Here is a 25821-nt window from a genome sequence, read left to right as displayed (position 1 = left end):
GCCTTTTCCCCTCGCCGGGGTTGCACCCCGCCAAGCGCGCTTCCGCGTGAAATTTTCGCGGTCGCGCGCCATTCTTCCGCCTCATCCCTTATCCTTTCATTCTTGAACCTTACTAAATAGTTACAAGAACTTGGGAGGGAGGATGCCTCATGACGTCAGCCTGATTGCATTGCTCGCGGCCGGTTTCGGTCTCGCGATGATCTTCGGTTACCTCGCGTCGCTGCTGAAAATGCCGCCGCTCGTCGGCTATCTGCTCGCCGGGATCGTGATCGGCCCCGGTACGCCCGGTTTCGTCGGCGACCTGTCGCTCGCGCAGCAGCTCGCGGAAGTCGGCGTGATGCTGCTGATGTTCGGCGTCGGCCTGCATTTCTCGCTCGGCGATCTCCTCGCGGTGCGCAAGATCGCGCTGCCGGGCGCCATCGTGCAGATCACCGTCGCGACGCTGCTCGGCGGCGGGCTCGCGCTCACGTGGGGCTGGAGCCTCGGTGCGGCGCTCGTGTTCGGGCTCGCGCTGTCGGTCGCGAGTACGGTCGTGCTGTTGCGCGCGCTCGAAGGGCGCGGGCTCGTCGAGACGGTCAACGGGCGCATCGCGGTCGGCTGGCTGGTCGTCGAGGATCTCGTGATGGTGCTCGTGCTGGTGCTGCTGCCGCCGGTGGCAGGGCTGCTCGGCGGCACGCCGCCCGGCGACGCGCATGCGGCCGGCGGCAGCGTGTGGGGCACGCTCGGCGTCACGATGCTGAAGGTCGCCGCGTTCATCGCGCTGATGCTGGTGGTCGGCAAGCGCGTGTTTCCGCGCATTCTGTGGCTCGTCGCGCGCACCGGCTCGCGCGAGCTGTTCACGCTGTGCATGATCGCGGCCGCGGTCGGTATCGCTTTCGGCGCGGCGAAGCTGTTCGACGTGTCGTTCGCGCTCGGCGCGTTCTTCGCCGGGATGATGATGCGCGAGTCGGAATTCAGCCGGCGCGCGGCCGACGAGACGCTGCCGCTGCGCGACGCGTTCTCGGTGCTGTTCTTCATCTCGGTCGGCATGCTGTTCGACCCGAAGGTATTGCTCGACGAGCCGCTGCACGTGATCGAGGTCGCGGCGATCGTGCTGATCGGCAAGACGGCCGCGGCCGTCGCGCTCGTGATCGCGTTCCGCTATCCGCTGAACACCGCGCTGACGGTCGGCGCCGGCCTCGCGCAGATCGGCGAATTCTCGTTCATCCTCGCGGGGCTCGGCCGTGCGCTCGGGCTGCTGTCCGCCGAAGGGCAGAGCCTGATTCTCGCGGTCGCGCTGATCTCGATCGCGATGAACACGCTGCTGTTCGCGATGATCGATCCGGCGCTCGCGTGGATCCGCAAGCATTCGGCGTTCGCGCGCAAGCTCGAGGCGCGCGACGATCCGCTCGCCGCGCTGCCGATGTCGACGCCGCAGACGCACCTGACCGGGCAGGTCGTGATCGTCGGCTACGGCAAGGTCGGCACGCGGATCGCGCATGCGCTGGACGAGCGCGGGATCGCGTATGTCGTCGTCGAGCAGAATCGCGAGCTCGTCGAGAAGCTGCGCGCGGACGGCATCGCGGCCGTGTCGGGCGACGCGATCGAGCCGATCGTGCTCGTGCAGGCGCATATCGCGCGTGCCGGGATGCTGGTCGTCACGCTGCCCGACGTGTTCGACGTGCGGCAGATCGTCGAGATCTCGCGCACGCTCAATCCGACGCTCGAGGTCGTGCTGTGCACGAACAGCGGCGACGAGGCCGCGCTGCTCGCGAGCGAGGGCATCGGCACAGTGTTCATGGGCGAGACCGAACTCGCGCGCGGGATGACCGAGCACGTGCTCGGCCGGATGGCGAAGCCGGTCGCGGCCGCGCATTGACGGCGCGTGGCGGCCCGCGGCGCGAAAAAATGGCAGGAGGGCGCGGCGGGAATGCTCGAATAACGCGGCGCACTCCTGGAGAGTGAGAGGGGCGATGCAGAGACGGCATCGCCTCCTGCCTTTCGTCAGCCTGCGGCAGCCGCCTTCGCGGGCGCGCCGGATTGCGCGGCGGCTCTGACCGATGCCGACGGTTTCGGCGTGACGGCGATCGTTGCCGACGCTGCGGCTTTCGGCGCCGCGACCGTCTTTTGCGGCGCGGCAGCCTTCGCCGGCGCATGCTTTTCCGGTTCGACCGGCGCATCGGGCGGCACGCCGAGCAACTGCAGCGAGCCGCTCGTGACCGACGCGAACACCGGGCCGGCCACCGTGCCGCCGTAATAGCCCTTGCCGCGCGGCTCGTCGATCATCACCGCGACGATCAGGCGCGGGTTGCTCATCGGCGCCATCCCCGCGAACAGCGCGCGGTACTTGCCCTTTGCATAGGTCGCGCCGACCTGCTTGCGCGCGGTACCCGTCTTGCCGCCGATCCGGTAGCCGTCGACGCGCGCGCGGCGCCCCGTGCCGCCTTCGCCGACCGCCATCTCGAGCATCGAGCGGATCGCGGCGGCCGTTTGCGGCGACGTCACGCGGTGGCCGCGGTGCGCGTCGATCGTCTGCTGGTCGGTGCCGTTCTTCAGCAGCGACACCGGGTGCAGCGTGCCGTCGCCCGCGTAGGCGGTGTAGGTCTGCGCGATCTGCAGCAGCGACATCGACAGCCCGTAGCCGTACGCCATCGTCGCCTGCTCGATCGGCCGCCAGCGCTTGTAACCGCGCAGCCGGCCCGCGGCGACGCCCGGGAACGTCAGCTCCGGCGCGCGGCCGATCCCGTACTCCTGGTACTTGTTCCAGATCGTTTCGGCGGGCAGGTTCAGCGCCAGTTTCGCGAGCGCGACGTTGCTCGACTTCTGCAGCGCTTGAGATACCGTCAGCGACCCGTGGTTCGACGTGTCGTGGATCACCGCCGGGCCGATCTTGTAGGTGCCCGGCGACGTGTTGATGATCGTGTTCGGCGTGACCTTGCGCTCGTCGATCGACAGCGCGACGACGAGCGGCTTGATCGTCGAGCCCGGTTCGAACGTGTCGATCACCGCGCGGTTGCGCAGTTGCTGGCCGGTGAGCCGGGCGCGGTCGTTCGGGTCGAAGGTCGGGTAGTTCGCGAGCGCGAGGATCTCGCCGTTCTGCGCGTCGAGCACGACGACGCTGCCGGCCACCGCGTTGTTCTCGATCACGGCCGCCTTGAGCTGGCTGAACGCGAGCTGCTGGATGCGGCGGTCGATCGTCAGTTCGATCGTCGCGCCGTGCTGCGCGGGGACGAGCGGGCGCGTGTCCGACACGATGCGGCCGAGCCGGTCGCGGATCACCTCGCGCTGGCCGGACGTGCCTTGCAGGCGCGCGTTCGCCGCGAGCTCGACGCCTTCCTGGCCCTTGTCCTCGACGTTCGTGAAGCCCACCACGTGCGCGGCCGATTCGCCTTCCGGGTAGAAGCGCTTCGAATCGGCGATCTGCGTGATGCCGTCGATCGCGAGCTTGTCGAGCCGGCTCGCGGTGTCCGCGTCGACCTGCCGCTTGAGCAGCACGAACGTCTTGTCGTTGCCGAGACGCCGCTTTACCTCGACGAGCGGCATGTCGAGCAGCTTCGCGATCTGCGGGTAATCGGTGTCGGCGACCTGTTTCGGGTTCGCCCAGATTTCATAGGTCGACAGGCTGACCGCGAGCATCGCGCCGTTGCGGTCGACGATGCGCCCGCGCATCGCGTCGAGCTCGATCGTGCGCTGATAGCGCTTCTGGCCCTGGCCGACGTAGAAATCCTGGTTCGCGACCTGCACCCAGAAAGCGCGCGCGATCAGCGCGGCGAACGCGAGGAACACGACGATCACGATCAGCTTCGAGCGCCACATCGGCAGGCGCGACGCGAGCATCGGATTCTTGGTTGCCGTTGCGTACGGATCGGCGGGGTGGGTCTTCTTTTTCACGCTCATGCAATGGCCGGGTCGGGCCGCCTGACGGCGGCTGGTCAGTCTGAATAATGCGATTGTAATAAATGAGTAAACGCCGTGTGAGGAAAGTATGTTCCGGCCCCTGAAAAAGGCGACTGGGCGGCGGTCCGAAACACGAGGGAAATGGGAGGGGCGGGCGGCAGAGTCACGATTTCCGCAGCGGGCGCGGATGACGAAAACCCGCATGATCCGTCGCGTATGGAACGGGCGACGCGAGGTGCGCCATCACGCGATCGCGATCGCGCCGACGCGATCAATTGCCCGCGGCCCGGTTATTTCTTGAATCCCGAAAATGAAAAGCGCCTCGAACCGAGGCGCCATTCATGCTGAATATCGAAATGAATTTCACGGATACCGGAATAAACCCGAAAACCGCAGACGATTGATGTCAATAATACCTATCGGGCAACGGAAATAAATTCCCGGTATTCCGGCTGCGTCGTGCAGGTATCGACCGCCTGCAGCCGCCACGCGCCGTCGGGATGCTCGCCGGCGAGCACGGCGGGACCCTGCTCGCGCCGCATCGCATCGAACGACAGCCCCTTCAACTGGCAGACGGCATTGCCGCTGTCGGCCGCGCAGAGCGCCATCGCGCCCTCCACGTCGCGGACCTTGCCCCAGGTCGGAAGGTCGATGCCCTGATGTGCCTCGCGCGACCACAACCCCTCGTCGGTATCGACCCACAAGACCGCGAAGGAATGCCGGGTTGCCGATTCGCTGCCATTAATCCGAATGGTGAGGCGCATTGGATCGTCTCCTGAAAAAAAATGACACATTCGACCGATTTGACTTGAACAGTCTAGATAGACTGGTGTGAAACGCAAGTGATAATCCGCAATAAATCCGGATCGCGCCCATTTCGGTTTCGTATGAAACGACGTCTGACGATTCATGGTCATTCCCGAGGCGTCAGCACAGGCGGGCGATACCGGCGATCGCGCTGCGCCGCCGGTACGCGCGGCGGTCCGGACATGGGATGACAGCGCCGCGGTCCGCGTCGATCTGTCGCGCGCCGGCCGCGGCCGACAGCGGAGCGGCGGCCGGCGAGACACACTCCGACAATCGCGTACAAATCGGCACACTTTCACGAAACTTTCGGAACAGACTTGCATGCGTTCGGGCCCCACACTGGGAGCTTCCCGATCCTGCGCCGCGGACGCCCGTCCGCGCCGGCTGCCGCCCCTCGTGCCAGAGCGCGATCGACGCGATCGCAGGCCGCACGCCCGATCGGGAGCTGCCGGGGCGCGCGTCAGTCCCGGCCCGGCCGGCGAGCCGTGCGCCGCCCGCAACCGCGGGCCCCCGCGCCGCCCGGCCGATTCTTCGAAGGAGACTATCGTGCTGATCTGGAAAACCGCGTTGTCGCTCAACTGGCGGACGAGCCTCGTGTCGCCGGCCAGCGCACCGGTCGCGGCGGCGAACGTCGGGCGGCTGGTGCTGACCGGCGCCACCGGCTTCATCGGCAGTACCGTGCTGACGGCGCTCGTCAATGCAGGGCTGCTCGAACGTATCGTCTGCGTCGTGCGCGCACAGGACCGCGGCCATGCGGTCGCACGGCTGCGCGAAGCGGCGCTGCGCGCGGGGCTCGCGCCGTACTGGGCGTCGCGTCTGACCGATGCGAACGTGATCGTCGGTGCGCTCGGCGACGTGTGGCACGGTGCCGATGCGCCGCGCCTGGCCGGCGCGACGCACGTGATCCACTGCGCGGGCCACGCATCGCCGGCCGACGGCGCGCACTTGCGGGCCGACGTCGCCGACGCGGTGCACTTCGCCGAACGCTTTGCGCACGCGCCGCATCTGCAGCGTTTCGTGTACGTCGGCACGGCCTACGCGCATGCGGGCCGCGGCGGGATCGTGCAGGAAGAGGGCGAACGCGGCGCGGGAAGCGATGCCGCGCCGGGCGACGAAGGCCTGCCGGGCGCGGTGCTCGCGGCCGATTACCTGCACGCGAAGGCGGAAACGGAGCAGCGTCTGCGCGCGCTGGGCCTGCCGCTCGTCGTGGTGCGGCCGTCGCACGTGGTCGGCCACACGGTGCTCGGTACGCGGCCCGCGCCGAATTCGTTCTGGATGTTCCGGCTCGCGCATGCGGCGCGCCGCTTCACCGCGCGGCCGATGACGCGCATCGACATCGTGTCGGTGGACGACGTGGCGCGCGCGACGATGCTGCTGGCCGTCAAGCCGACGCTCGCGCACGACGTCTATCACGTGTCGGCCGGCGACGAGGCGCCGCAGGTCGCGCAGATCGTGCGCGCGATGGACGAGGCGGCCGGGATGACCGGCGCGCCGCGCTACGCGGCGTGCGCGCCGGCGGAACTGCCGCTCGTCGTGCGCGATGTGCTGGGGCGCCCCGATCCGGCGCTCGAGCGCGTGATCGGCCGGGCGCTGCAGCGCTGCGGGGAATTCGCGACGGTCGATCGCGTGTTCGACAATCGCCGCGTGCGCGACGAAATCGATTTCGAGCCGCTGCCGTTCATCGATTACGTCGAGGAATGCATGCGCACGTCGCGCGGCGTGGCCGTGACCGAACTGATGCGCGGCGCGATCCACTGATCGCCCGCGTCGCACCGGCGCCCGCACCCGCACGGGACGGGCGCCGTCTTCACGTTTGGCTGCCGAGCTCGATGAGCCGGTCGAGCGCGCGGTAGATGTCCTCGAGGCCGTCCTGGCCGAAGCGCGCTTCGAGCTTTCGGTATTGCTCGTCGATGCGCGGACCGATTTCCGTCACCAGTTTCCTGCTTTGCGGCGTCAGGCTCACGAGCAGCCGGCGCTGATCCTCCTGTGCGCGCGTACGGGTGATCAGGCCGTCGCGTTCCATCCGTTCCAGCACGCCCGTGAGGCTTGGGCTCAGGATGCAGCAGCGTTTCGCGATCTGCCCGGCTTCGAGCGCCTGCGCCGGTTCGCCGTCGAGCACGCGGATGATCCGCCATTGCTGTTCGGTCAGCGAGAATTCCTTGAGAATGGGGCGAAACAGACCCATCAGCGTTTCGCGGGCCTCGAGGAGCAGCATGGCCAGGTTGCGATGGTCGAGCGTACGGTTCATCAGGGTGAGCAGAGGACGGGGACGCATCAATCTTAACAGCCGAAGCTGATGGATTTCGCGTATCAGGGTAATCGAGGTTGCCAGCGCCCGATTGTTTACTTAAGATATTAACTATTGACGATGCGCCGCGACGCGCGGCAGGGGAATGACGCATGGAGCTGTGTTGCACGACCGCCGCGGCGCCGCCGTTGCCGGTCCCCATCGGAACCGTCTACGGCGCGCTGCTCAACGAGCGCGCGGCGCTCGACGCACTCGGCGATGCGGTGAACGCGCCGCCTTACGGCCGCCCGCCGCAGGCGCCGATCCTGTATATCAAATCCGCCAATACGCATGCGGCCGACGGCGCCGCCGTCGTCGTGCCGGCCGGCGTCGACGCGCTGGAGATCGGCGCGTCGGTGGCCGTCGTGTTCGCCCGGCGCGCGACGCGCGTGGCGGCCGCGCAGGCGCTCGACTACGTGCACGGCTTCACGCTCGCGAGCGACGTGTCGGTGCCGCATCCCGATTACTACCGTCCGGCCGTGCGCTTCAAGTGCCGCGACGGCTTTTGCCCGCTCGGCCCGGCGATCGTCCCGGCCGCCGCGCTCGCCGATGTCGACGCGCTCGGCCTGACGGTGCGGATCGACGGCGAGGTGGCCGCATCCGCGTCGACCGCGACGCTGATTCGCCCGGTGCGCGCGCTGATCGCCGACGTGACGGCGTTCATGTCGTTCGACGCGGGCGACGTGCTGCTGCTCGGCGTCGCGGGCGGCGCACCGCGTGCCCGCGCGGGCAGCACGATCGAGATCGCCGCGGCCGGCATCGGCACGCTGCGGCATACGCTGATGGCGGAGGAGGCACGATGAAGACCGCGCGCGTGATCTACAACGGCGCATTGCATGCGGCCGAACCGGCCGGCGACGGCGCGATCCGCCTCGATACGGGGCGCGTGGTGACCGAGGACGCGGTGGCGTGGCTGCCGCCCGTCGCGCCGCGCACGACGTTCGCGCTCGGCCTGAACTACGCCGACCACGCGAAGGAACTCGCGTTCAACGCGCCGAGCGAGCCGCTGATTTTCCTGAAGGGGCCGAACACGTTCGTCGGCCACCGGTCGCTGACCGTGCGCCCGGCGGACGCCACGCACATGCACTACGAGTGCGAGCTGGCCGTCGTGATCGGCCGGCCCGCGCGGTGCGTGAGCCGCGCGCAGGCCATCGACTACGTGGCCGGCTATACGGTCGCGAACGACTACGCGATCCGCGACTATCTCGAGAACTACTACCGCCCGAACCTGCGCGTGAAGAACCGCGACACCTGCACGCCGCTCGGGCCGTGGTTCGTCAGCCGCGACGAGATCGGCGACGCGGGCGACCTGACGCTGCGCACGACGGTAAACGGCCGGGAGACGCAGCGCGGCAGCACGCGCGACATGGTGTTCGACGTGCCGGCGCTGATCGAGCACATCAGCAGCTTCATGACGCTTTCGCCGGGCGACCTGATCCTGACCGGCACGCCGGAGGGGCTGGCGGACACGCAGCCGGGCGACGAAGTCGTGACCGAAATCGAAAGGATCGGCCGGCTGGTGAACACGATCGTCGGCGAAGCAGACTACTATCGCGCCGGCTGAGCCCGTCGCCCAAGAAGGAGAGCACATGACCATCAAGCACTGGATCGGCGGCCGCGAAGTGGCGAGCCGCGACACCTTCACGACGCTGAACCCCGCGACGGGCGAGGTCATCGCCGACGTCGCGTCGGGCGGCGAGGCCGAGGTCGACGCGGCCGTGCGCGCGGCGAAGGAAGCGTTCCCGGCATGGGCGAACACGCCGGCGAAGGCGCGCGCGAAGCTGATGCGCAGGCTCGGCGAGCTGATCGAGAAGAACGTGCCGATGCTCGCCGCGCTGGAGACGCAGGATACCGGCCTGCCGATCGCGCAGACGAGCAAGCAGTTGATTCCGCGCGCGTCCGAGAACTTCAACTTCTTCGCGGAAGTGTGCGTGCAGATGAACGGCCGCACCTATCCGGTCGACGACCAGATGCTGAACTACACGCTGTACCAGCCGGTCGGCGTGTGCGCGCTGGTGTCGCCGTGGAACGTGCCGTTCATGACGGCCACGTGGAAGACGGCGCCGTGCCTCGCGCTCGGCAACACGGCCGTGCTGAAGATGTCGGAGCTGTCGCCGCTGACGGCCGACCAGCTCGGCCGGCTCGCGCTCGAAGCCGGCATCCCGCCCGGTGTGCTGAACGTCGTGCAGGGTTACGGCGCGACGGCCGGCGACGCGCTCGTGCGGCATCCGGACGTGCGCGCGGTGTCGTTTACCGGCGGCACCGTCACCGGCAAGCGGATCATGGAGCGCGCCGGCCTCAAGAAGTATTCGATGGAACTCGGCGGCAAGTCGCCGGTGCTGATCTTCGACGACGCCGATTTCGACCGCGCGCTCGACGCGTCGCTGTTCACGATCTTTTCGATCAACGGCGAGCGCTGCACCGCCGGCTCGCGGATCTTCGTGCAGCGCACGATCTACGACCGCTTCGTGCAGGCATTCGCGCGCCGCGCGAACAACCTGGTGGTCGGCGATCCGACCGATCCGGGCACGCACCTCGGCGCGATGATCACGCGCCAGCACTGGGAGAAGGTGACGGGCTACATCCGCATCGGCGAGCAGGAAGGCGCGCGCGTGGTCGCGGGCGGCGCGGACAAGCCGGCCGGGCTGCCCGCGCATCTGCGCAACGGCAACTTCGTGCGGCCGACCGTGTTCGCCGACGTCGACAACCGGATGCGCATCGCGCAGGAAGAGATATTCGGGCCGGTCGCGTGCATCATCCCGTTCGAGGACGAAGACGAGGGGCTGCGGCTCGCGAACGACACGACGTACGGCCTCGCGTCGTACATCTGGACGCAGGACGTCGGCAAGGTGCATCGGCTCGCGCGCGGCATCGAGGCCGGGATGGTGTTCGTCAACAGCCAGAACGTGCGCGACCTGCGCCAGCCGTTCGGCGGCGTGAAGGAATCGGGCACCGGGCGCGAGGGCGGCGAGTACAGTTTCGAGGTGTTCGCCGAGATCAAGAACGTATGCATCTCGATGGGTTCGCATCACGTTCCGCGCTGGGGCGTGTGACGGGCGCCGAGCGATTCGCCGCAAAGAACCATACGGAGACTGAACGATGGGCAAGCTGTCCCTCGCCGCGAAAATCACGCACGTGCCGTCGATGTACCTGTCGGAGTTGCCCGGCAAGCATCACGGCTGCCGTGAAGCGGCGATCCGCGGCCACCGGCTGATCGGCGAGCGCTGCCGCGCGCTCGGTGTCGACACGATCGTCGTGTCGGACGTGCACTGGCTCGTCAATGCGGGCTATCACGTGAACTGCAATGCACGGTTCGCGGGCACCTATACGAGCAACGAGCTGCCGCATTTCATCCGCGACATGCAGTACGCGTATCCGGGCAACCCGGCGCTCGGCCGGCTGATCGCGGAAACGGCCACCGAGCGCGGCGTCGCGACGCGTGCGCACGAGATCGACAGTCTCGAGCTCGAATACGGCACGCTCGTGCCGATGCGCTACATGAACGGCGACCAGCACTTCAAGGTCGTGTCGATCGCCGGGTGGTGCATGTGGCATCAACTCGACGAGAGCCGCCGCTTCGGCGAGGCGCTGCTCGAAGCGATCGAAAAGAGCGATTCGAACGTCGCGTTCCTCGCGAGCGGCTCGCTGTCGCACCGCTTCAACGACAACGGCAGCCCCGAGGAATCGATCCACCAGATCAGCCGCGAATTCTTCCGGCAGGTCGACCTGCGCGTGGTCGAGTTGTGGAAGCAGGGCGATTTCAAGACCTTCTGCGCGATGCTGCCCGAGTACAACGTGCATTGCCACGGCGAAGGCGGCATGCACGACACGGCGATGCTGCTCGGGCTGCTCGGCTGGGATCGTTACGACAAGCCTGTCGAGATCGTCACCGACTATTTCGCGAGCTCGGGCACCGGGCAGATCAACGCGATCTTCCCGCTGCCCTGAGCGCCGCATTCACTTATCCGGAGCGTTGCCATGCCACATATCGTCGTCGAATACACCGCGAACATCCGCGACGACGCCCGCATTCCCGCGCTGCTGCGCACGATCAACGCGACGCTGATCGCGCAGGGCGGCGTGTTTCCGACCGGCGGTATCCGCTCGCGCGCGATCGAGCTGCAGGATTACTGCGTCGCCGACGGCACGGAGGACGACGCGTTCGTCCACGTGACGCTGAAGATCGGCGCGGGCCGCAGCGACGAAACGAAGCAAGCCGCGTGCGACGCGCTGTTCGACGCGATCAAGGGGCATTTCGCCGAGCTGTATGCGAAACGCTACCTCGCGCTGTCGATGGAGCTGACCGAGTTCAGCGAAAGCGGCTCGTACAAGCACAACAACATCCACGCCCGCTACAAGCGGGCCGGCTGAACCCCATCCCGATCCGACCATGCTCGACTCCGCCCTCATCGACCAGCTCGCGCACCGTCTGCACGACGCCGAGCGCGCGCGCACGCAGATCCGCCAGATCTCGCTCGACCATCCCGACATCACGATCGACGACGCGTATGCGATCCAGCGCGCGTGGGTGGCCCTCAAGCTCGCGGAAGGCCGCACGCTGAAGGGGCACAAGATCGGCCTCACGTCGAAGGCGATGCAGAACACGTCGCAGATCGACGAGCCCGACTACGGCGCGCTGCTCGACGACATGTTTTTCGCGGACGGCGGCACGATTCCGACCGGCCGCTTCATCGTGCCGCGCGTGGAGGTCGAGCTCGCGTTCGTGCTCGGCAAGCGGCTCGCGGGCCCGAACTGCACGATCTTCGACGTGTACGACGCGGTCGATTACGTCGTGCCGGCGCTCGAGATCATCGACGCGCGCAGCCAGTCGATCGATCCCGATACGAAGCGGCCGCGCAAGGTGTTCGACACGATCGCCGACAACGCGGCGAACGCGGGCGTCGTGATCGGCGGCCGGCCGGTGCGCCCGCAGGACGTGGATTTGCGCTGGGTCGCGGCGATCATGTCGCGCAACGGCGTGGTCGAGGAAACCGGTGTGGCGGCCGGCGTGCTGAACCATCCTGCGAACGGCGTCGCGTGGCTCGCGAACCGGCTGTCGCGTTTCGACGTCGCGCTGGAGCCGGGGCAGATCGTCCTCGGCGGGTCGTTTACGCGGCCGTGCGCGGCGCGTCCGGGCGATACGTTCAGCGTCGACTACGGCCCGCTCGGGACGATCCAGTGCCATTTCGAGTGAGGCGAGCGAACGATGCAGATTCCGTCGAATGTCTTCAAGGCCGCGCTCGCACGCGGCGACGCGCAGATCGGCCTGTGGCTCGGCCTCGCGAATCCGTACAGCGCCGAAGTCGTCGCGGGCGCGGGTTTCGACTGGCTGCTGATCGACGGCGAGCATGCGCCGAACACGGTGCCGACGATCCTCGCGCAACTGCAGGCGATCGCGCCGTATCCGTCGCATCCGGTCGTGCGCGTGCCGTGGAACGATCCGGTGATCGTCAAGCAGGTGCTCGATCTCGGTGCGCAGACGCTGCTCGTGCCGATGGTGCAGAGCGCGGACGAAGCGCGCGCGGCCGTGGCCGCGACGCGTTACCCGCCGCACGGGATGCGCGGCGTCGGCAGTGCGCTCGCGCGCGCATCGCGGTGGAATCGCGTCGGCGAGTACCTGCATCGCGCGAACGACGAGATGGCCGTGCTCGTGCAGGTCGAGACGCGCGCGGGGCTCGATGCGATCGATGCGATCGCGCGGGTCGACGGCGTGGACGGCGTGTTCATCGGGCCGGCCGACCTGGCCGCCGATCTCGGGCATCTCGGCCATCCCGGGCACCCGGACGTGCAGGCCGCGATCGACGGGGCGATCCGCGCGATCAAGGCGGCCGGCAAGGCGCCGGGCATCCTGAGCGCGGATGAGGCGGCCGCGCGGCGCTATCTGGAAGCGGGGGCGTCGTTCGTCGCGGTCGGTGTCGATACGACGCTGCTGGCACGGAGCGCGGAGCGGCTCGCCGCGCAGTTCAAAGGGCGCGGTGGCGACGCAGCGAAGAAGGGCGACGGCACGTATTGACGCAGCGGCGGGCGGTTTTCGTGTGCCGTACGCCGGATCGTTGCCGTGCGGCTTCGTGCATGCGCATGGCGGTCGTGCTTATTCCCGTGCTTGCCTTCCCGTCTCCAAGTACCTTCCCGGCGTCGTCCCCAGCGCGCGCCGGAACATGTCGATGAACGCGCTCACGTTGTCGTACCCGAGATCGAGCGCGATCGTCGTCACCGGCACGCCGTCGGCAATGCGCTCCAGCGCCCGCAGCAGCCGGGCCTGCTGACGCCATTGCGCGAACGTCAGCCCCGTCTCGGCGACGAAGCGGCGGCTCATCGTCCGCGCGCCGATGCCGGCCCATTCGGCCCATTCCTCCAGCCGACGGTCGTTCGCGAGATCCGCGGCCAGCGCATCGGTGATCTTCACGAGCCGCGGGTCCCGCGGCCGGACCAGCCCCAGCGCCTCGGCTTCCGATGCCGCGATCTCGTCGAGGATCACGTCGGCGATCCGGGTCTGCGCCGCGTCCAGCTCGGCGTCGTCCCAGCTCGCCGCGCGCTGCACGGCCTCGCGCAGCAGCGGCGTCGTGCGGATCGCGCGCGGCGTGGCCGGCAGCGCCGCGCAGCGGGCTTCGGCGATGAACGCCGACCAGCCTGAAATCGGCCCGAACGAGCGCAGCGAATGCCGGCAATGCGGCGGAATCCAGATCGCATGGATCGCCGGCACGACCCATTCCTGATCGTCGAGACCGATCGTCACGAGCCCGCTCAGCGCGCCGACGAGCTGGCCGCGCGCATGCGAATGCGGCGCGGTGATGCGCGGGTCGCGCTGCGACATGACCGCGGCGACCACGAACGGGCCGTCGTCGGACGTCACGAAGCGGGCGGGCAGGAGTGGATCGGACATGGCCGGATATCGGTATCGAATGGCCGTTATACCGGAGATTGGCCGGTTTCGCACGCCTACACTGCGTTCCATCGATGACAACCGGAGCAAGACGCGATGCGAGCCGAACAGATGCTTCCCGACCAAGCCGACCGGGTCGACGTCGGCGGAACGACGATTCGCAAGGGGACCGTCGGCGCGTTTCTGGTCAACGCACGGGTGTTGACCGATCCGAACGCCGCGCCGGCCGAGCGGGCGCGCGCGGAGGCCGATGCGATCGAGGCGTTGCCTGCCTTGCGCGCGCTCGGCCTGTTCGACGTGCTGGAAGTACGCGATCCCGCGCTGCGCGCATGGCTCGATGCCCGGTAACGATCCACCCGCCAGAAGCGAAGGAACCACCATGAAAGCAGCAGTCGTGACGGGCGCCGGCGAGCGTCCCGCCCATATGGAATTCGATGCGCCGCACGCGATGCCGGGCCACCGCCTGATCGACGTGACGGCGTCCGCGCTGAGCCGGCTCGCGCAGGGGCGCGCGGCCGGCACGCATTACTCGTCGGACCGACGCTATCCGTTCGTCGTCGGTGTCGACGGCGTGGGGCGTCTCGACGACGGTCGGCGCGTCTACTTCTTCGGTGCGCCGACGCCGTTCGGCGCGATGGCCGAACGCACGATCGCGCCCGACGCGCAGTGCGTGCCGCTGCCGGACGCGCTCGACGACGTCACGGCCGCGGCGATCGCGATTCCCGGGATGTCGTCGTGGGCGGCGTTGACCGAACGCGCGCGGCTCGTCGCGGGCGAGACGGTGCTCGTCAACGGCGCAACGGGGACGTCGGGGCGGCTCGCGGTGCGGATCGCGAAGCATCTCGGCGCGGCGAAGGTCGTCGCGACGGGCCGCAACGCGGCCGCGTTGCAGGCGTTGCTGCAGGCCGGCGCGGACGCCGTCGTGTCGCTGCAGCAGGACGATGCGCACCTGGCGCGGGCGCTCGAACCGCATTTCCGCGCGGGCATGGACGTCGTGCTCGATTACGTATGGGGCGCCAGTGCGCAGGCGCTGCTGGCGGCCGCCGCGAAGGCGACACCCGGCGGGCGGCGGCTGCGCTTCGTGCAGATCGGCTCGATCGGCGGCGCGGACGTGCTGCTGCCGGGGGCCGTGCTGCGGGCGACCGCGATCGAACTGATGGGCAGCGGCCTGGGCAGTGTGTCGCTGCCGCGCCTGCTGGCGTCGGTGCGCGGCGTATTCGAAGCGGCCGGGGAGGCAGGCCTCACGATCGACACGCGCACGGTGCCGCTATCGGCGGTCGGCGAACACTGGGGCGATGCGAGCAGCGTCGTACGTCCAGTGTTCACGATGCGTGACGGGTAAGTGGCGCATCGCCATGCGGCGGCCCGGATGCGGCGTGCAGGTCATGTGAAAGCAGGCGGGCGGCCGATCGACCGCTGCCGCCCGTGACGTCAGACTCAGAACCGCTGCTGAATCCCCGCCGTGACGCCCACCTGCGTCGTGCCGTATCCCGCGAAATCACGCGACACGCCGACTTTCTGGTCGTGCTTCGCGATCGCGAACGCCCCGGCCGCGTACAGCACCGTGCGCTTCGACAACGCATATTGCGCACGCACCGACACCAGTGTCGGGTCGGCATCCGTACCGCCCTTGATGTTCTGGTGATAGACAGCCGCGATCAGCGAGAACGTCGGCGTGAACTGGTACGACCCGCCGAGCCAAACCATGTCGCTCAACTGGTTCGCGGCCGTGGTGCGGAACGTGCGCTTGTAATTGCGATAGCCGGCCATCGTCTTCAGGTTGCCGAAGTCGTAGCTCAGGCCGGCGTGGATGCCTTGAATGTAGTTGACGGTATCGGCCGGCGTCACGCTGTCGGCCGCGCCGTTCTGCCGGTCGAACGTGACGACGGCCGCGAACGGCCCTGTCTCGTAGCCGACCGCGAAATCGTATTTCGAGCTGGTCTTCATGCTGCCCGGCACGTTGCCGAAACCGTACAGCGCGCCGAACTTGAAGCCGCTGAATTCGCCGTCGTAGCGCACCGCGTTCGACGAGCGCGTGAACAGGCCGTCCTTGCGGCCGCCGGTCGCCATCGACGAGGTTGCCCACGAGTAGTTCTGCGCGTAGCCCATCGGGTCGAACGGCAGCATGTAGTCGTAGGTGACGGTGAAGTTGCGGCCGAGCGACAGTTCGCCCCATTTGCCTTTCAGGCCGACCGTCGCGCGGCGCGCGAAGATCGAGTCGGGGCCGTCGTCGGACGCGCCGTTCGCGAGGTCGATCCCGCTTTCGAGCCGGAACACGGCCTTCAGCCCGCCGCCGAGATCCTCGACGCCGCGCAGGCCCCAGCGCGACGTGTTCTTGTTGCCCGACTTGAGCTTGACCGAATTGCCGCCTTCCGGCGCCGCATGGTTCGTGAATTCGATACCGGCGTCCATGATCCCGTACATCGTGACCGACGACTGCGCGTGCGCGGCGCCTGTCGCGAGGCCGGCGACGGCGGCCGACCCGGTCAGGACGGCGGCGCGAAGCGAACGTTGTGCGCGTGACTTCATTGACGGTGTCTCCTTGGTTCTTGTGGTGGGGTGAAACGGATAGGGCGCGACCGCCCGCGGCGCACGCCCGAAGGCGTCCGCCGGACAGGCTGGCTGCTGCGTGGTGTACCGGCGGCGGCACACGAGCCGCCGCGATGCGGATCAGCCCGCTTTCGCGAACGCCCAGCAGTCGTTGGTCGGGAATTCGATCCAGTGCTTGCCGGCCGCGCGCGGCACATGGCCGAACGCGCGCAGGCGCATGTCGCCGCAATGGAACAGGTATTCCCAGCGATCGCCGAGATACATCGACGTGACGAGGTCGGCCTGCAGCCGGTTCGCGCCCGGGCCGTCGGCGACCTGCACGCGCTCGAGGCGGATCACGGCCTGCGCGTCCTGGCCCGGCGCGAGCGTGTCGCGGGCGACGGCGCGCAGCTCCCAGCCGTCGCCGGCGAGCGTCACGCACTCGCCGTCGATCGCGGCGACGCGCGCGTCGATCCGGTTGTTGCTGCCCATGAACTCGGCCGTGTACAGCGAGCGCGGCGCGCCGTACAGCTCGGCCGGCGTGCCTTCCTGCTCGATGCGGCCGTTGCGCAGCAGCAGGATGCGGTCGGACATCGCCATCGCTTCGGTCTGGTCGTGCGTCACGCACAGGGCCGACAGCCCGAGCGACACGATCAGCTCGCGCAGCCACGCACGCGCTTCCTCGCGCAGCTTCGCGTCGAGGTTCGACAGCGGCTCGTCGAGCAGGATCACCGGCGGGTTGTAGACCAGCGCGCGGGCGATCGCGACACGCTGCTGCTGGCCGCCCGACAGTTGATGCGGAAAGCGTTCCGCGAGATGGCCGAGGCCGAGCTGGTCGAGTGCGGTCTGCACGCGGCGCTTCTGTTCGGCCGGTGCGACGCGGCGCAGCTTGAGGCCGTAGCCGACGTTGTCGGCGACGGTGCGGTGCGGCCACAGCGCGTACGACTGGAACACGAGGCCGAGCGAGCGCTGCTCGACCGGCAGGTCGACGCGCCGCGCGCCGTCGAAGAACACGCGGTCGTCGAGCTGGATGCGCCCGTCGGACGGCTGTTCGAGGCCGGCCACCGCGCGCAGCAGCGTGGTCTTGCCGCTGCCCGACGCGCCGAGCAGGCATACGACTTCGCCGGCTTTCAGTTCGAACGACACGCCCTTGAGGATCGGGTTCGCGCCATAGCTGAGGTGCAGGTCGTCGACGATGAGCTTATCCATGAAGTTTCACTCCGAAGCGCAGGGCCACGCCGAGACCGGCGCCGACCATCGCGATGTTGATGACAGAGAGCGCGGCGACCTGGTCGACCGCGCCGGTCGCCCACAGCGACACGAGCAGCGCGCCGATCACCTCGGTGCCGGGCGACAGCAGATACACGGCCGTCGAGTATTCGCGCTCGAAGATCATGAAGATCAGCAGCCACGCGGCGAGCAGCCCGAAGCGCACGAGCGGCAGCGTCACGTCGAGCGACACGCGGCTGCGCGTCGCGCCGACGCTGCGGCCGGCTTCCTCGAGCTCGGGGCCGACCTGCAGCAGCGCGCTCTGGATCAGCCGCATCCCGTACGCGAGCCACACGACCGTGTACGCGATCCAGATGCTCCACATCGAGTTCTTCAGCTCGCGCAGGCCGGGCACGAACAGGAAGATCCACAGGAATGCGAGGCCGGCGAGCAGGCCGGGCACCGCGCGCGGCAGCAGCACGAGGTAGTCGAGCAGCTTGGTCGCCCAGTCGGGGCGGCGGTGGCCCGCGAACGCGACGAGCGAGTAGAAGCCGATCGCGAGCGCGCCGCCGATCACGCCGATGCCGAGCGTGTTGACGATCGCGCGCACCAGGTTGTCCTGTTCGAACAATTCGATGAAGTTCGACAGCGTCAGTACTTCAGCGAGCGGCACGCCTTCGCCCCAGTTGGTCACGAACGCGCGCAGCACGATGCCCGAGATCGGCACGATCACGGTCAGCGTCAGCCACAGCGCGACGATCGCGAGCGCGACCCAGCGCCACGCACCGAGCGGCAGCACCGTCGCGCGGCCGGCCTTGCCCTTCACGGTGACGAAGCGGTTCGCGGTCTTCAGCAGGCGGCGCTGCAGCAGCACGAGCGGAAACGTGATCGCGACGATGCACACGGCGACCGCGGCCATCAGGTGATACGACGGCACGCCGAGCTTGTTGGTCAGCTTGTACAGGTACGTCGCGAGCACGAGGTGGCCTTCCGGATCGCCGAGCACGAGCGGCAGCCCGAACACCTCGAAGCCGAGGAAGAACACCAGCACGCCGGCGAACAGCAGCGCGGGCATCGTCATCGGCAGGCTCACGTCGAGCGCGACGCGAAACGGCCGCGCGCCCGTCACGCGCGCCGCTTCCTCGACGTCCGAGCCGAGGTTGCGCAGCGCGGCCGACGAATACAGGTACACGTGCGGCACGTGCGTGAGGCCGACGATCACCGTGATCGCGAAGATCGAATACACGTTCCAAGGCACGCTCTGCACCCCGAACAACTCCTTGAACCACACCGAGTAGAAGCCGACCGGGCCGGCCGCGACCACGTAGCCGAACGCGAGCACCATCGGCGACACGAACACCGGCGTGAGCAGCAGCGGTTCGAGCCAGCGGCGGCCGGGCAGGTCGGTGCGCACCATCAGGAACGCGAGGATGCCGCCGAGCGGGATCGAGATGAACAGCATCCCGCCGGCGATGATGAACGAGTTCTTCACGGCCGACCAGAAGTCGGGATCGCTGAAGATGAAGCGGAAACCTTCGATGCCGAGCGTCTTGTTCGCGTCGAAGAACGGCGCGGACAGCAGGCTCTGGAACAGGATGAAGCCGAGCGGCAGCGCGACCGCGACGGTCAGTACCGCGACGACGATCCAGCGCAGCATGCCGGCGAGCGGCTGCAGGCTGCTGACCGGCAGCGCGGGAATCGCGTCGCGCGGGCCGGTGGCGGGCGGAACGGCCGGTGCCGTGCCGCGTGTGCTGGTTGAAAGCATGAGTTCGCCCCTGCGGCCATCCGGATGGCCGCCTCAAGGAAGTCGGTAAGGGGAAGGGGCCGCCCGCGCGCCGTGGGGCGGGCGGCCTGAGGTCAGCGGCTCAGCGCGTCAGCGCTTGATCGCCTGCTGCCATTGCTTCAGGAACGCGAGGCGCTTCGACTGGTCGAGATAGACCAGCAGGCCGGTGCCGATCTGGATCGGCTTCAGCGAGTCGCCGAGCTCCTTCGTGAGGCTCGCGGCCGACGTTTCGCCGCTCACGTCCGCGCGGATCGCGTACAGGTTCGCCTGGTTCGCGATCAGCGTCTGGCCGCGCTTCGACAGCAGGTAGTCGACCCACAGCTTCGCGGCGTTCGGGTTCTTCGCCTTCTTCGACACGGTGGCGAGGCGGCTCACGACCTGCGTGTAGTCCTTCGGGAATACGTAGCCGATCGACTTGTCCTTCTTCGCCTTCGCGTACGCATACGAGCCGATGATGTTGTAGCCGATCAGGTTCTCGCCCGACGAGATGCGCTCCATCATCGCGCCCGTGCTCGACTGCAGCTTCGGGCCGGTCGCGCCGATCGCCTTCACGAGCTCCCACGTGACCTTCTCGTTCACGTGCGCGTCCTGGGTCAGGTAGTTGAAGCCGACGCCCGATTTCTCGATGTCGTAGGTCGTGACCTTGCCCTTGAACTTGTCGGCCTGCGTGGTGAGCAGCTTGATCAGGTCGGCGCGCGTCGTCGGCACCTCGTTCTCGGGGATCAGCCGCTTGTTGTAGACGATCGCGAGCGGCTCGAACGTCGTGCCGTACGCCTGTTTCTGGTACTGCGCCCATTGCGGCACGTTCGGGCTTTCGGGCGAATCGTAGGACGCCATCAGGCCGTCGTTGACGAGCTTGACCTGCAGGTCCATCGCCGAGCTCCACAGCACGTCGGCGCTGGTGCTGCTCGCCGCGTTCTCGCTGATGTAGCGGTTGTACAGCTCGGTGCTGTTCATGTCGTTGTATTCGACCTTCACGCCGTACAGGCTTTCGAAGTCCTTGATCAGCGGACGCACGAGGCCCGTGTCGGTCGTCGAGTAGACGATCAGCTTGCCTTCCTTCTTCGCGGCGTCGATCACGCCCTGGTAGCTCCCCGGGTAGCCGGCCGGAACCTGCGCGGCGGCGCTGCCGGCGGCAGTGCCCAGAACGACCGCCAGCGCGGCGGCAAGGTGCTTCGGTGCAAACGGCATGTCTTCCTCCAGTGATGCGTGTGTGTTGTTCGAGTGACGCGGATGTTAATTGCGGGGCACTTTCAGCCTGCTTTCATTCCGGTTCACAATCGCGCCGATCGTGTCATGGATTTCCCGAGGTCGAAGCGGCGCCGGCCGCGCGTTTCGCGGCGCGACGCAGCGCTCGAAAGGGAACGGGGATGGGGCGCGAGCCGCCTACGCTGGCGTGGCCAGCAGTTGCCCGAGGATGCGGCCGCCATGTCGCGCGTGCGCGGCCGTCAGCGCGGCATACCCGACGACGACGCCCGCTTCGCGCCGGGCGCTTCGACAGAAGCCGCGGATCGACTGCAGCTCGACGCCGGCCGCGCGGGCTTGCGCGACATACGCTGCGTCATCGATGCCGGGCGGCAGCCACAGCACGAAATGAAAGCCCGCGTGCTCGCCGGTCACCGTGTATCGGCCGCCGGCATGCTTGGCCAGCTCGTCGAGCACGAGGTCGCGCCGCTGGCGGTATGCGTGGCGGGCGGCGCGCAGGTGCTTCGCGAAATCGCCGTGGCCGATGAAGCGGGCCAGCGCGAGCTGCGGCGCGACGCCGACCGAGCGCGCGGTCGCGTGCCACACGGCGGACAGCGCCGGCCGCAGTTCCGCCGGCACGACCATGAAGCCGATGCGCAGCCCCGAAAACAGCGTCTTGTTGAACGACCCGCAGTAGATCACGCGATCGCATGCGTCGAGCGATTTCAGCGCGGGCAGCGGGGCGGTCTGGTAGCTGAATTCGCCGTCGTAGTCGTCCTCGATGATCCACGTGCGGTTGCGCTGCGCCCAGTCGAGCAGTTCGAGCCGGCGCGACACCGACATCGTGACGCCGAGCGGCGCCTGGTGGGCCGGCGTCACATAGGCGACGCGCGCATCGGGATGGCGGTCCAGCAGCGCGGTGTCGATGCCTTCCCGGTCGACCGGCACATCGATGACGGCCGCGCCCGCGAACGTGAAAATCTGCCACGCCGACGCGTAGCCGGGATCTTCCATCAGCACCGTCGAGCCGGGCGCGAGCAGCGTGCGGGCAACGAGGTCGATCGCGTGGCGGATGCCGGTCGTGATGACGATGTCGCCCGCTTCGCACGGGATGCCGCGGTATTCGCGCAGGTACGCGGCGATCTCGGCGCGCAGGCTGTCGACGCCCTGTGCCGGCGTCGCGGCGAGGTCGTCCGCCGTCGCGGCAAGCAGGCTGGCGCCGAGCGCCTTCTTCCATTGCTGCATCGGCAGCAGGCCGGGGTCGGCGAGTCGCGCGACGAACGGGACGCCCGGGCGCACGCCGTGCTCGGGCTCGGCCGGGGAGGCCGGCGCCGGCGAGGCGGCGGGGGCGTGGAGCGAGCCGCCGTCGCGCGCCTGCTCGGCCGCGCGCAGATAGCTGTCCGGCACCGCCGCACATACACGCGTCCCGGATCCTTGCGTGCGGGCGACGTAGCCCTCGGCGCACAGGATGTCGTACGCCGCTTCGACGGTGCCGCGCGCGACGTCCCAGCGCGCGGCCAGCGTCCGGCTGGATGGCAGCGGCCTGTCGCCGGGCAGCAGGCGCTTCAGGATCGCGTCGCGAATCGTGTCGGCGATGCATTCCTGCTTCGTCTGCGAGCCGGCGCCCGACAACCCGGCAGGGCGCGGCAGATCCAGCGGAATCGCGGCTTTGCCTCGCGGCATAGTGGTCCAGTCAACGGTCGATTTAATGGTCCTTCAGCTTATATCACTTTCGCCCTAGATTGCTGTCGACCCCACTCATCCGACCGAAACGGACTGACCGCATGAAGACGCATTCGTTACCCCGCCGGGGCTGGCTGTTCCTGTTGATGCTCGTCGTTTGCCTGCCGCGCGTCACGATCGATGCATACCTGCCGTCGCTGCCCGCGATGGCCGATACGCTGCACGGCACCGACGCGCAACTGCAGCTCACGCTGACCCTCTACATGGTCGGCTATGCGCTGTCGATGCTGGTGTCGGGGCCGCTGTCCGACCGTTACGGCCGACGGCCGGTGCTGCTCGGCGGGCTGTGCCTGTACGTCGTCGCGAGCGTCGCCTGCGCATGGGCGACCAGCGTTCCGGCGCTGATCGCCGCGCGTGTGTTCCAGGCGCTGGGCGGCTGCAGCGGCACCGTGATCGGCCGCGTGATCGTGCGCGAGCGTTTTGCGGCCGCGACGCAGGCCACGATGCTCGGCCATATTTCCGCCGGCATGGCGCTGTCGCCGGTGGTCGCGCCGCTGGCCGGCAGCGCGATTGCCGCGTGGCTCGGCTGGCGCGGCGTGTTCGGCTGGCTCGCGGCGGGCGGGCTGGTCGCGATCGCGATGGTGCTGCGCGACCTGCCCGAGACCCGTGCACGCGATGCGCGGCCGCCGGCCGGCGCCGGGCTGCTGCGGACCTACGCCGGCCTGCTGCGCGAGCGGCGTTTCCTGCGCTACTCGCTCGCGATCAGCTTCGCTTACTGCACCTACTATCCGTTCATCGCGGAATCGTCGACGCTGTTCCAGCGGCAAATCGGCGTGTCCGGCCCGGTCTATGCGGCGATCTTCGGCGTGACCGTGCTCGGCTACCTGATCGGTTCGAATGCGTTCGCACGGACCAGCGCGCGCTGGAAACCCGATTCGGTCATCGCGGCGGCGTCGGCCGTCAATCTGGCCGGTGCCGCCGTGCTGTGGGTCGGCGGCGCGCTCGCGCCGACTTCGGTGACGGCGCTCGTCGTGCCGATGTTCGTCGTGATGATCGCGGTCGGGATCGCGATCCCGGCCTGCCAGTTCGCGGTGATGCAGCCGTACACGGAGATCGCCGGCACGGCGTCGGGGCTGTTCTTCTTTATCCAGATGGCGATCACGGCCGCGTGCGGCGGCGTGCTGGCGTCGCTGTCGGACGGCACCGCGCACCCGATGATCGTCGTCACGGCCGGCGCGAGCATCGCGTTCGTCGCGGTGGTGGCCGGTTTTCGCGAGCGGAGCGTGTCCGGCCACGCGCACGTCGCGACGGGCAACCGTTCCGCGGCAGCGCGCTGAGCGGCAGCGTCGCGCCCCGGCGCGCGGCGGCTGGACGGCACCGGCGCAACCCGTGTTTTCGCGAGGCGTCGCGATGGAAAGGATCATGTAATGTAGCGGGCTGTCGCTGACCTTACCGGAATTCCCATGCGTGTGCTGCTCGTCGAAGACAACCCGAACCTGGCTCAGTCGCTGAACGACGCGCTGAGTGCCGCGCGCTTCGCGGTCGATCACATGGCCGACGGCGAGGCGGCGGACCACGTGCTGCGCACGCAGGATTACGCGCTGGTGATCCTCGATCTCGGCTTGCCGAAGCTCGACGGGCTGGAGGTGCTGCGGCGCCTGCGCGCGCGCCGCAATCCGGTGCCGGTGCTGATCCTCACCGCGCACGGGTCGGTGGAGGACCGCGTGAAGGGGCTCGATCTCGGCGCCGACGACTATCTCGCGAAGCCGTTCGAGCTGACCGAACTGGAGGCGCGCGCCCGCGCGCTGATCCGGCGCAGCCTCGGGCACGAGCATTCGCGCGTCGAATGCGGGCCGCTTTCGTACGACAGTATCGACCGCAGCTTTCATCTCGCGGGCGAGCCGCTGTCGCTCACGCCGCGCGAGCGCTCGGTGCTGGAAGTGCTGATCCTGCGCAACGGCCGCGCGATCAACAAGGACACGCTGTCGGAGAAGATCTTCGGGCTCGACGAGTCGGTCAACGCGGATGCGATCGAGATCTACGTGTACCGGCTGCGCAGGAAGCTGGAGAACACGGGCGTCGCGATCGTCACGCTGCGCGGGCTCGGCTATCTGCTCGAGGCGAAGGCGGAGCGCGCGGAATGACCCGCCCGAACCTGCGCGCGCAGGTCGCGCTGTGGCTGCTGCTGCCGCTGCTCGGCCTGCTCGCGCTCGACTCGTGGCTCACGTACCAGCGCGCGATGAGCGCCGCGCACGTCGCGTTCGACCGCACGCTGTCGTCGTCGTTGAAGTCGATCCGCGAAGGCGTGCGGCTCAACGACGGCGAGATCGAGGTCGACCTGCCGTATCTCGCGCTCGAAATGCTCGAATCGAGCGACGGCGGCAAGATCTACTACCTGATCCGCGAGGACAACGGCCACACGATCACCGGCTATCCGGACCTGCCGCTGCCGCAGGGGCGCGACGCGGGCGACGGCGCGCTGTTCGTCACGCGCTACTACGACGTCGTGTATCGCGGCGAGCAATTGCGGATGGCCGCGCTGCGCATCCCGGTGCACGACGTGCCGACCGCGCAGTCGCGCGTCGTGTGGGTGATGGTCGGCGAAACGATCGAGGCGCGCCAGGCGCTCGCGCGAGAGATCCTGATCGGGTCGCTGCTGCAGGAAGGGCTGCTCGTCGTGCTGGCGCTCGGGATCGTGTGGCTCGGCGTCGGGCGCGGGCTGCGGCCGCTGAACCGGCTGTCGGCCACCGTCGCCGCGCGCAGCGAGGACGACACGACGCCGCTCGATACCGGCGCGATGCCGAGCGAACTCGCGCCGCTCGTCGATTCGATCAACCAGTACATCGGCCGCACGCAGCGGATGCAGGTGGCGCGGCGGCGTTTTTTCGCCGATGCGGCCCATCAGCTGAAGACGCCGCTCGCGGCCGTGCAGGCGGGCGTCGAACTCGCATTGCGGCCCGACGAGCAGCCGCGCGCGAACGTGCATCTGCGGCGCGCGAACGGCGCAGTGCGGCAGGCGGCGAAGATCGTCCAGCAACTGCTGTCGCTGTCGCGGCTCGATTCGGACAGCGGCCATGCGGTCGCGCACAAGCCGGTCGCGCTGCACCGGCTCGCCCGCAGCGTGACGCTCGACTGGTCGCCCGTCGCCCGCGCGCGCGGCATCGATCTCGGCTTCGAGCACGAGGCCGACGTCGACGTGTCGGGGCAATCCGACCTGCTCGGCGAGATGATCGGCAACCTGATCGACAACGCGATCCGTTATGCGGGCGACCACGCGGTGATCACGGTGCGCGTCTCGCGCGACGGCGCGGACGCGCGGCTCGACGTGATCGACAACGGGCCGGGCATTCCGGCCGACGAACGCGATGCGGTGTTCGAGCGCTTCCATCGCGGCAGCAAGACGCAGACGGTCGAAGGCACGGGCCTCGGGCTGTCGATCGTGCGGGAAATCGCGCGCGTGCATCAGGGCAGCGTGACGCTGGCCGATGCGGCCGGCGGCGGGTTGGTCGTGACGATCCGGTTGCCGGCGGCGGCGAGCGACGCGATGCCGCGCGCCGCGTGACGGCGCGCGACGCGAAG

The 25821-nt window shown here is 68.6% G+C and carries 23 protein-coding genes; 14 read left to right on the top strand and 9 right to left on the bottom strand.

Annotation, left to right across the window (positions count from 1 at the left end; translation table 11 throughout):
• The first annotated feature begins 142 nt into the window (after positions 1-142).
• The gene (locus tag HWX62_RS12110; protein ID WP_175928343.1) at positions 143-1858 is read left to right on the top strand and encodes a cation:proton antiporter; all 1716 of its coding nucleotides are present in this window, start codon (positions 143-145) and stop codon (positions 1856-1858) included.
• A gap of 125 nt (positions 1859-1983) precedes the next feature.
• Here HWX62_RS12110 and HWX62_RS12105 read toward each other — a convergent pair whose 3' ends face one another.
• Both HWX62_RS12105 and HWX62_RS12100 read right to left on the bottom strand, forming a co-directional pair.
• Positions 1984-3876: a penicillin-binding protein 2 gene (locus HWX62_RS12105; protein ID WP_175928344.1), complete on the bottom strand. Its 1893-nt coding sequence runs from the start codon at positions 3874-3876 to the stop codon at positions 1984-1986.
• Between the two features lie 416 nt (positions 3877-4292).
• The gene (locus HWX62_RS12100) at positions 4293-4640 is read right to left on the bottom strand and encodes a DUF3564 family protein (protein ID WP_027807850.1); all 348 of its coding nucleotides are present in this window, start codon (positions 4638-4640) and stop codon (positions 4293-4295) included.
• Between the two features lie 589 nt (positions 4641-5229).
• Between HWX62_RS12100 and HWX62_RS12095 the strand changes: the two genes are divergently transcribed.
• Positions 5230-6441, top strand: coding sequence for an SDR family oxidoreductase (locus tag HWX62_RS12095; RefSeq protein WP_175928345.1), 1212 nt, complete (start codon positions 5230-5232; stop codon positions 6439-6441).
• A gap of 49 nt (positions 6442-6490) precedes the next feature.
• Here the strand turns inward: HWX62_RS12095 and hpaR are convergent, their stop codons facing one another.
• Positions 6491-6931, bottom strand: coding sequence for a homoprotocatechuate degradation operon regulator HpaR (gene hpaR, locus HWX62_RS12090; RefSeq protein ID WP_175928742.1), 441 nt, complete (start codon positions 6929-6931; stop codon positions 6491-6493).
• Between the two features lie 152 nt (positions 6932-7083).
• Between hpaR and HWX62_RS12085 the strand changes: the two genes are divergently transcribed.
• The 7 genes from HWX62_RS12085 to hpaI are packed head-to-tail and all read left to right on the top strand — an operon-like array spanning position 7084 to position 12983.
• Positions 7084-7773 (top strand): fumarylacetoacetate hydrolase family protein, encoded by a 690-nt coding sequence (locus HWX62_RS12085; protein ID WP_175928346.1) that lies wholly within the window; start codon positions 7084-7086, stop codon positions 7771-7773.
• A complete protein-coding gene (locus tag HWX62_RS12080) occupies positions 7770-8534 on the top strand; it encodes a fumarylacetoacetate hydrolase family protein (RefSeq protein WP_175928347.1) in 765 nt (254 codons plus the stop codon). Before HWX62_RS12085 ends, HWX62_RS12080 begins: the two co-directional genes overlap by 4 nt.
• 25 nt (positions 8535-8559) lie before the next feature.
• The gene (gene hpaE / locus HWX62_RS12075; RefSeq protein ID WP_175928348.1) at positions 8560-10023 is read left to right on the top strand and encodes a 5-carboxymethyl-2-hydroxymuconate semialdehyde dehydrogenase; all 1464 of its coding nucleotides are present in this window, start codon (positions 8560-8562) and stop codon (positions 10021-10023) included.
• A gap of 46 nt (positions 10024-10069) precedes the next feature.
• Entirely contained in the window at positions 10070-10918 is an 849-nt protein-coding gene (gene hpaD / locus HWX62_RS12070; protein ID WP_175928349.1) for a 3,4-dihydroxyphenylacetate 2,3-dioxygenase, read from the top strand.
• Between the two features lie 30 nt (positions 10919-10948).
• The gene (locus tag HWX62_RS12065) at positions 10949-11341 is read left to right on the top strand and encodes a 5-carboxymethyl-2-hydroxymuconate Delta-isomerase (RefSeq protein ID WP_175928350.1); all 393 of its coding nucleotides are present in this window, start codon (positions 10949-10951) and stop codon (positions 11339-11341) included.
• Between the two features lie 19 nt (positions 11342-11360).
• Positions 11361-12164: a 2-oxo-hept-4-ene-1,7-dioate hydratase gene (hpaH, locus tag HWX62_RS12060; RefSeq protein WP_175928351.1), complete on the top strand. Its 804-nt coding sequence runs from the start codon at positions 11361-11363 to the stop codon at positions 12162-12164.
• A 12-nt stretch (positions 12165-12176) separates the two neighbouring features.
• A complete protein-coding gene (gene hpaI, locus HWX62_RS12055; RefSeq protein ID WP_175928352.1) occupies positions 12177-12983 on the top strand; it encodes a 4-hydroxy-2-oxoheptanedioate aldolase in 807 nt (268 codons plus the stop codon).
• Positions 12984-13061: 78 nt separating this feature from the next.
• Here hpaI and HWX62_RS12050 read toward each other — a convergent pair whose 3' ends face one another.
• Positions 13062-13853, bottom strand: coding sequence for a helix-turn-helix transcriptional regulator (locus HWX62_RS12050; protein WP_175928353.1), 792 nt, complete (start codon positions 13851-13853; stop codon positions 13062-13064).
• A 96-nt stretch (positions 13854-13949) separates the two neighbouring features.
• Between HWX62_RS12050 and HWX62_RS12045 the strand changes: the two genes are divergently transcribed.
• Together HWX62_RS12045 and HWX62_RS12040 are read left to right on the top strand one after the other, a co-directional pair.
• Complete coding sequence (locus HWX62_RS12045) at positions 13950-14201, top strand: hypothetical protein (RefSeq protein WP_175928354.1); 252 nt, start codon at positions 13950-13952, stop codon at positions 14199-14201.
• A 31-nt stretch (positions 14202-14232) separates the two neighbouring features.
• Positions 14233-15195 (top strand): zinc-binding alcohol dehydrogenase family protein, encoded by a 963-nt coding sequence (locus HWX62_RS12040; protein WP_175928355.1) that lies wholly within the window; start codon positions 14233-14235, stop codon positions 15193-15195.
• A gap of 95 nt (positions 15196-15290) precedes the next feature.
• On the opposite strand, the gene HWX62_RS12035 is transcribed toward HWX62_RS12040, so the two are convergent.
• The 5 genes from HWX62_RS12035 to HWX62_RS12015 form a co-directional block, all read right to left on the bottom strand.
• Positions 15291-16382 (bottom strand): porin, encoded by a 1092-nt coding sequence (locus HWX62_RS12035; RefSeq protein WP_175928356.1) that lies wholly within the window; start codon positions 16380-16382, stop codon positions 15291-15293.
• A 141-nt stretch (positions 16383-16523) separates the two neighbouring features.
• Positions 16524-17591 carry an ABC transporter ATP-binding protein gene (locus tag HWX62_RS12030; protein ID WP_175928357.1) on the bottom strand — a complete coding sequence of 356 codons (1068 nt, stop codon included), beginning with the start codon at positions 17589-17591 and terminating at the stop codon, positions 16524-16526.
• Positions 17584-19356 carry an iron ABC transporter permease gene (locus tag HWX62_RS12025; protein ID WP_175928358.1) on the bottom strand — a complete coding sequence of 591 codons (1773 nt, stop codon included), beginning with the start codon at positions 19354-19356 and terminating at the stop codon, positions 17584-17586. Before HWX62_RS12025 ends, HWX62_RS12030 begins: the two co-directional genes overlap by 8 nt.
• 108 nt (positions 19357-19464) lie before the next feature.
• On the bottom strand, positions 19465-20565 hold the full coding sequence (locus HWX62_RS12020) for an ABC transporter substrate-binding protein (RefSeq protein ID WP_175928359.1): 1101 nt from the start codon (positions 20563-20565) through the stop codon (positions 19465-19467).
• Positions 20566-20760: 195 nt separating this feature from the next.
• The gene (locus HWX62_RS12015) at positions 20761-22242 is read right to left on the bottom strand and encodes a PLP-dependent aminotransferase family protein (RefSeq protein WP_175928360.1); all 1482 of its coding nucleotides are present in this window, start codon (positions 22240-22242) and stop codon (positions 20761-20763) included.
• Positions 22243-22343: 101 nt separating this feature from the next.
• Between HWX62_RS12015 and HWX62_RS12010 the strand changes: the two genes are divergently transcribed.
• The 3 genes from HWX62_RS12010 (at position 22344) to HWX62_RS12000 (ending at position 25804) form a co-directional block, all read left to right on the top strand.
• Complete coding sequence (locus tag HWX62_RS12010) at positions 22344-23579, top strand: multidrug effflux MFS transporter (RefSeq protein ID WP_175928361.1); 1236 nt, start codon at positions 22344-22346, stop codon at positions 23577-23579.
• Positions 23580-23705: 126 nt separating this feature from the next.
• Positions 23706-24386: a response regulator gene (locus tag HWX62_RS12005; RefSeq protein ID WP_175928362.1), complete on the top strand. Its 681-nt coding sequence runs from the start codon at positions 23706-23708 to the stop codon at positions 24384-24386.
• Positions 24383-25804 (top strand): sensor histidine kinase, encoded by a 1422-nt coding sequence (locus HWX62_RS12000; RefSeq protein WP_175928363.1) that lies wholly within the window; start codon positions 24383-24385, stop codon positions 25802-25804. The genes HWX62_RS12005 and HWX62_RS12000 overlap by 4 nt, the downstream gene beginning before the upstream one ends.
• The last annotated feature ends 17 nt before the right edge of the window (positions 25805-25821 follow it).

This window comes from Burkholderia sp. BCC0506, from assembly GCF_902833145.1.
GTDB lineage: Bacteria > Pseudomonadota > Gammaproteobacteria > Burkholderiales > Burkholderiaceae > Burkholderia.
The sequence above is the reverse complement of the archived record's forward strand: the minus strand, read 5'-3'. Positions and strand labels throughout refer to the sequence as shown.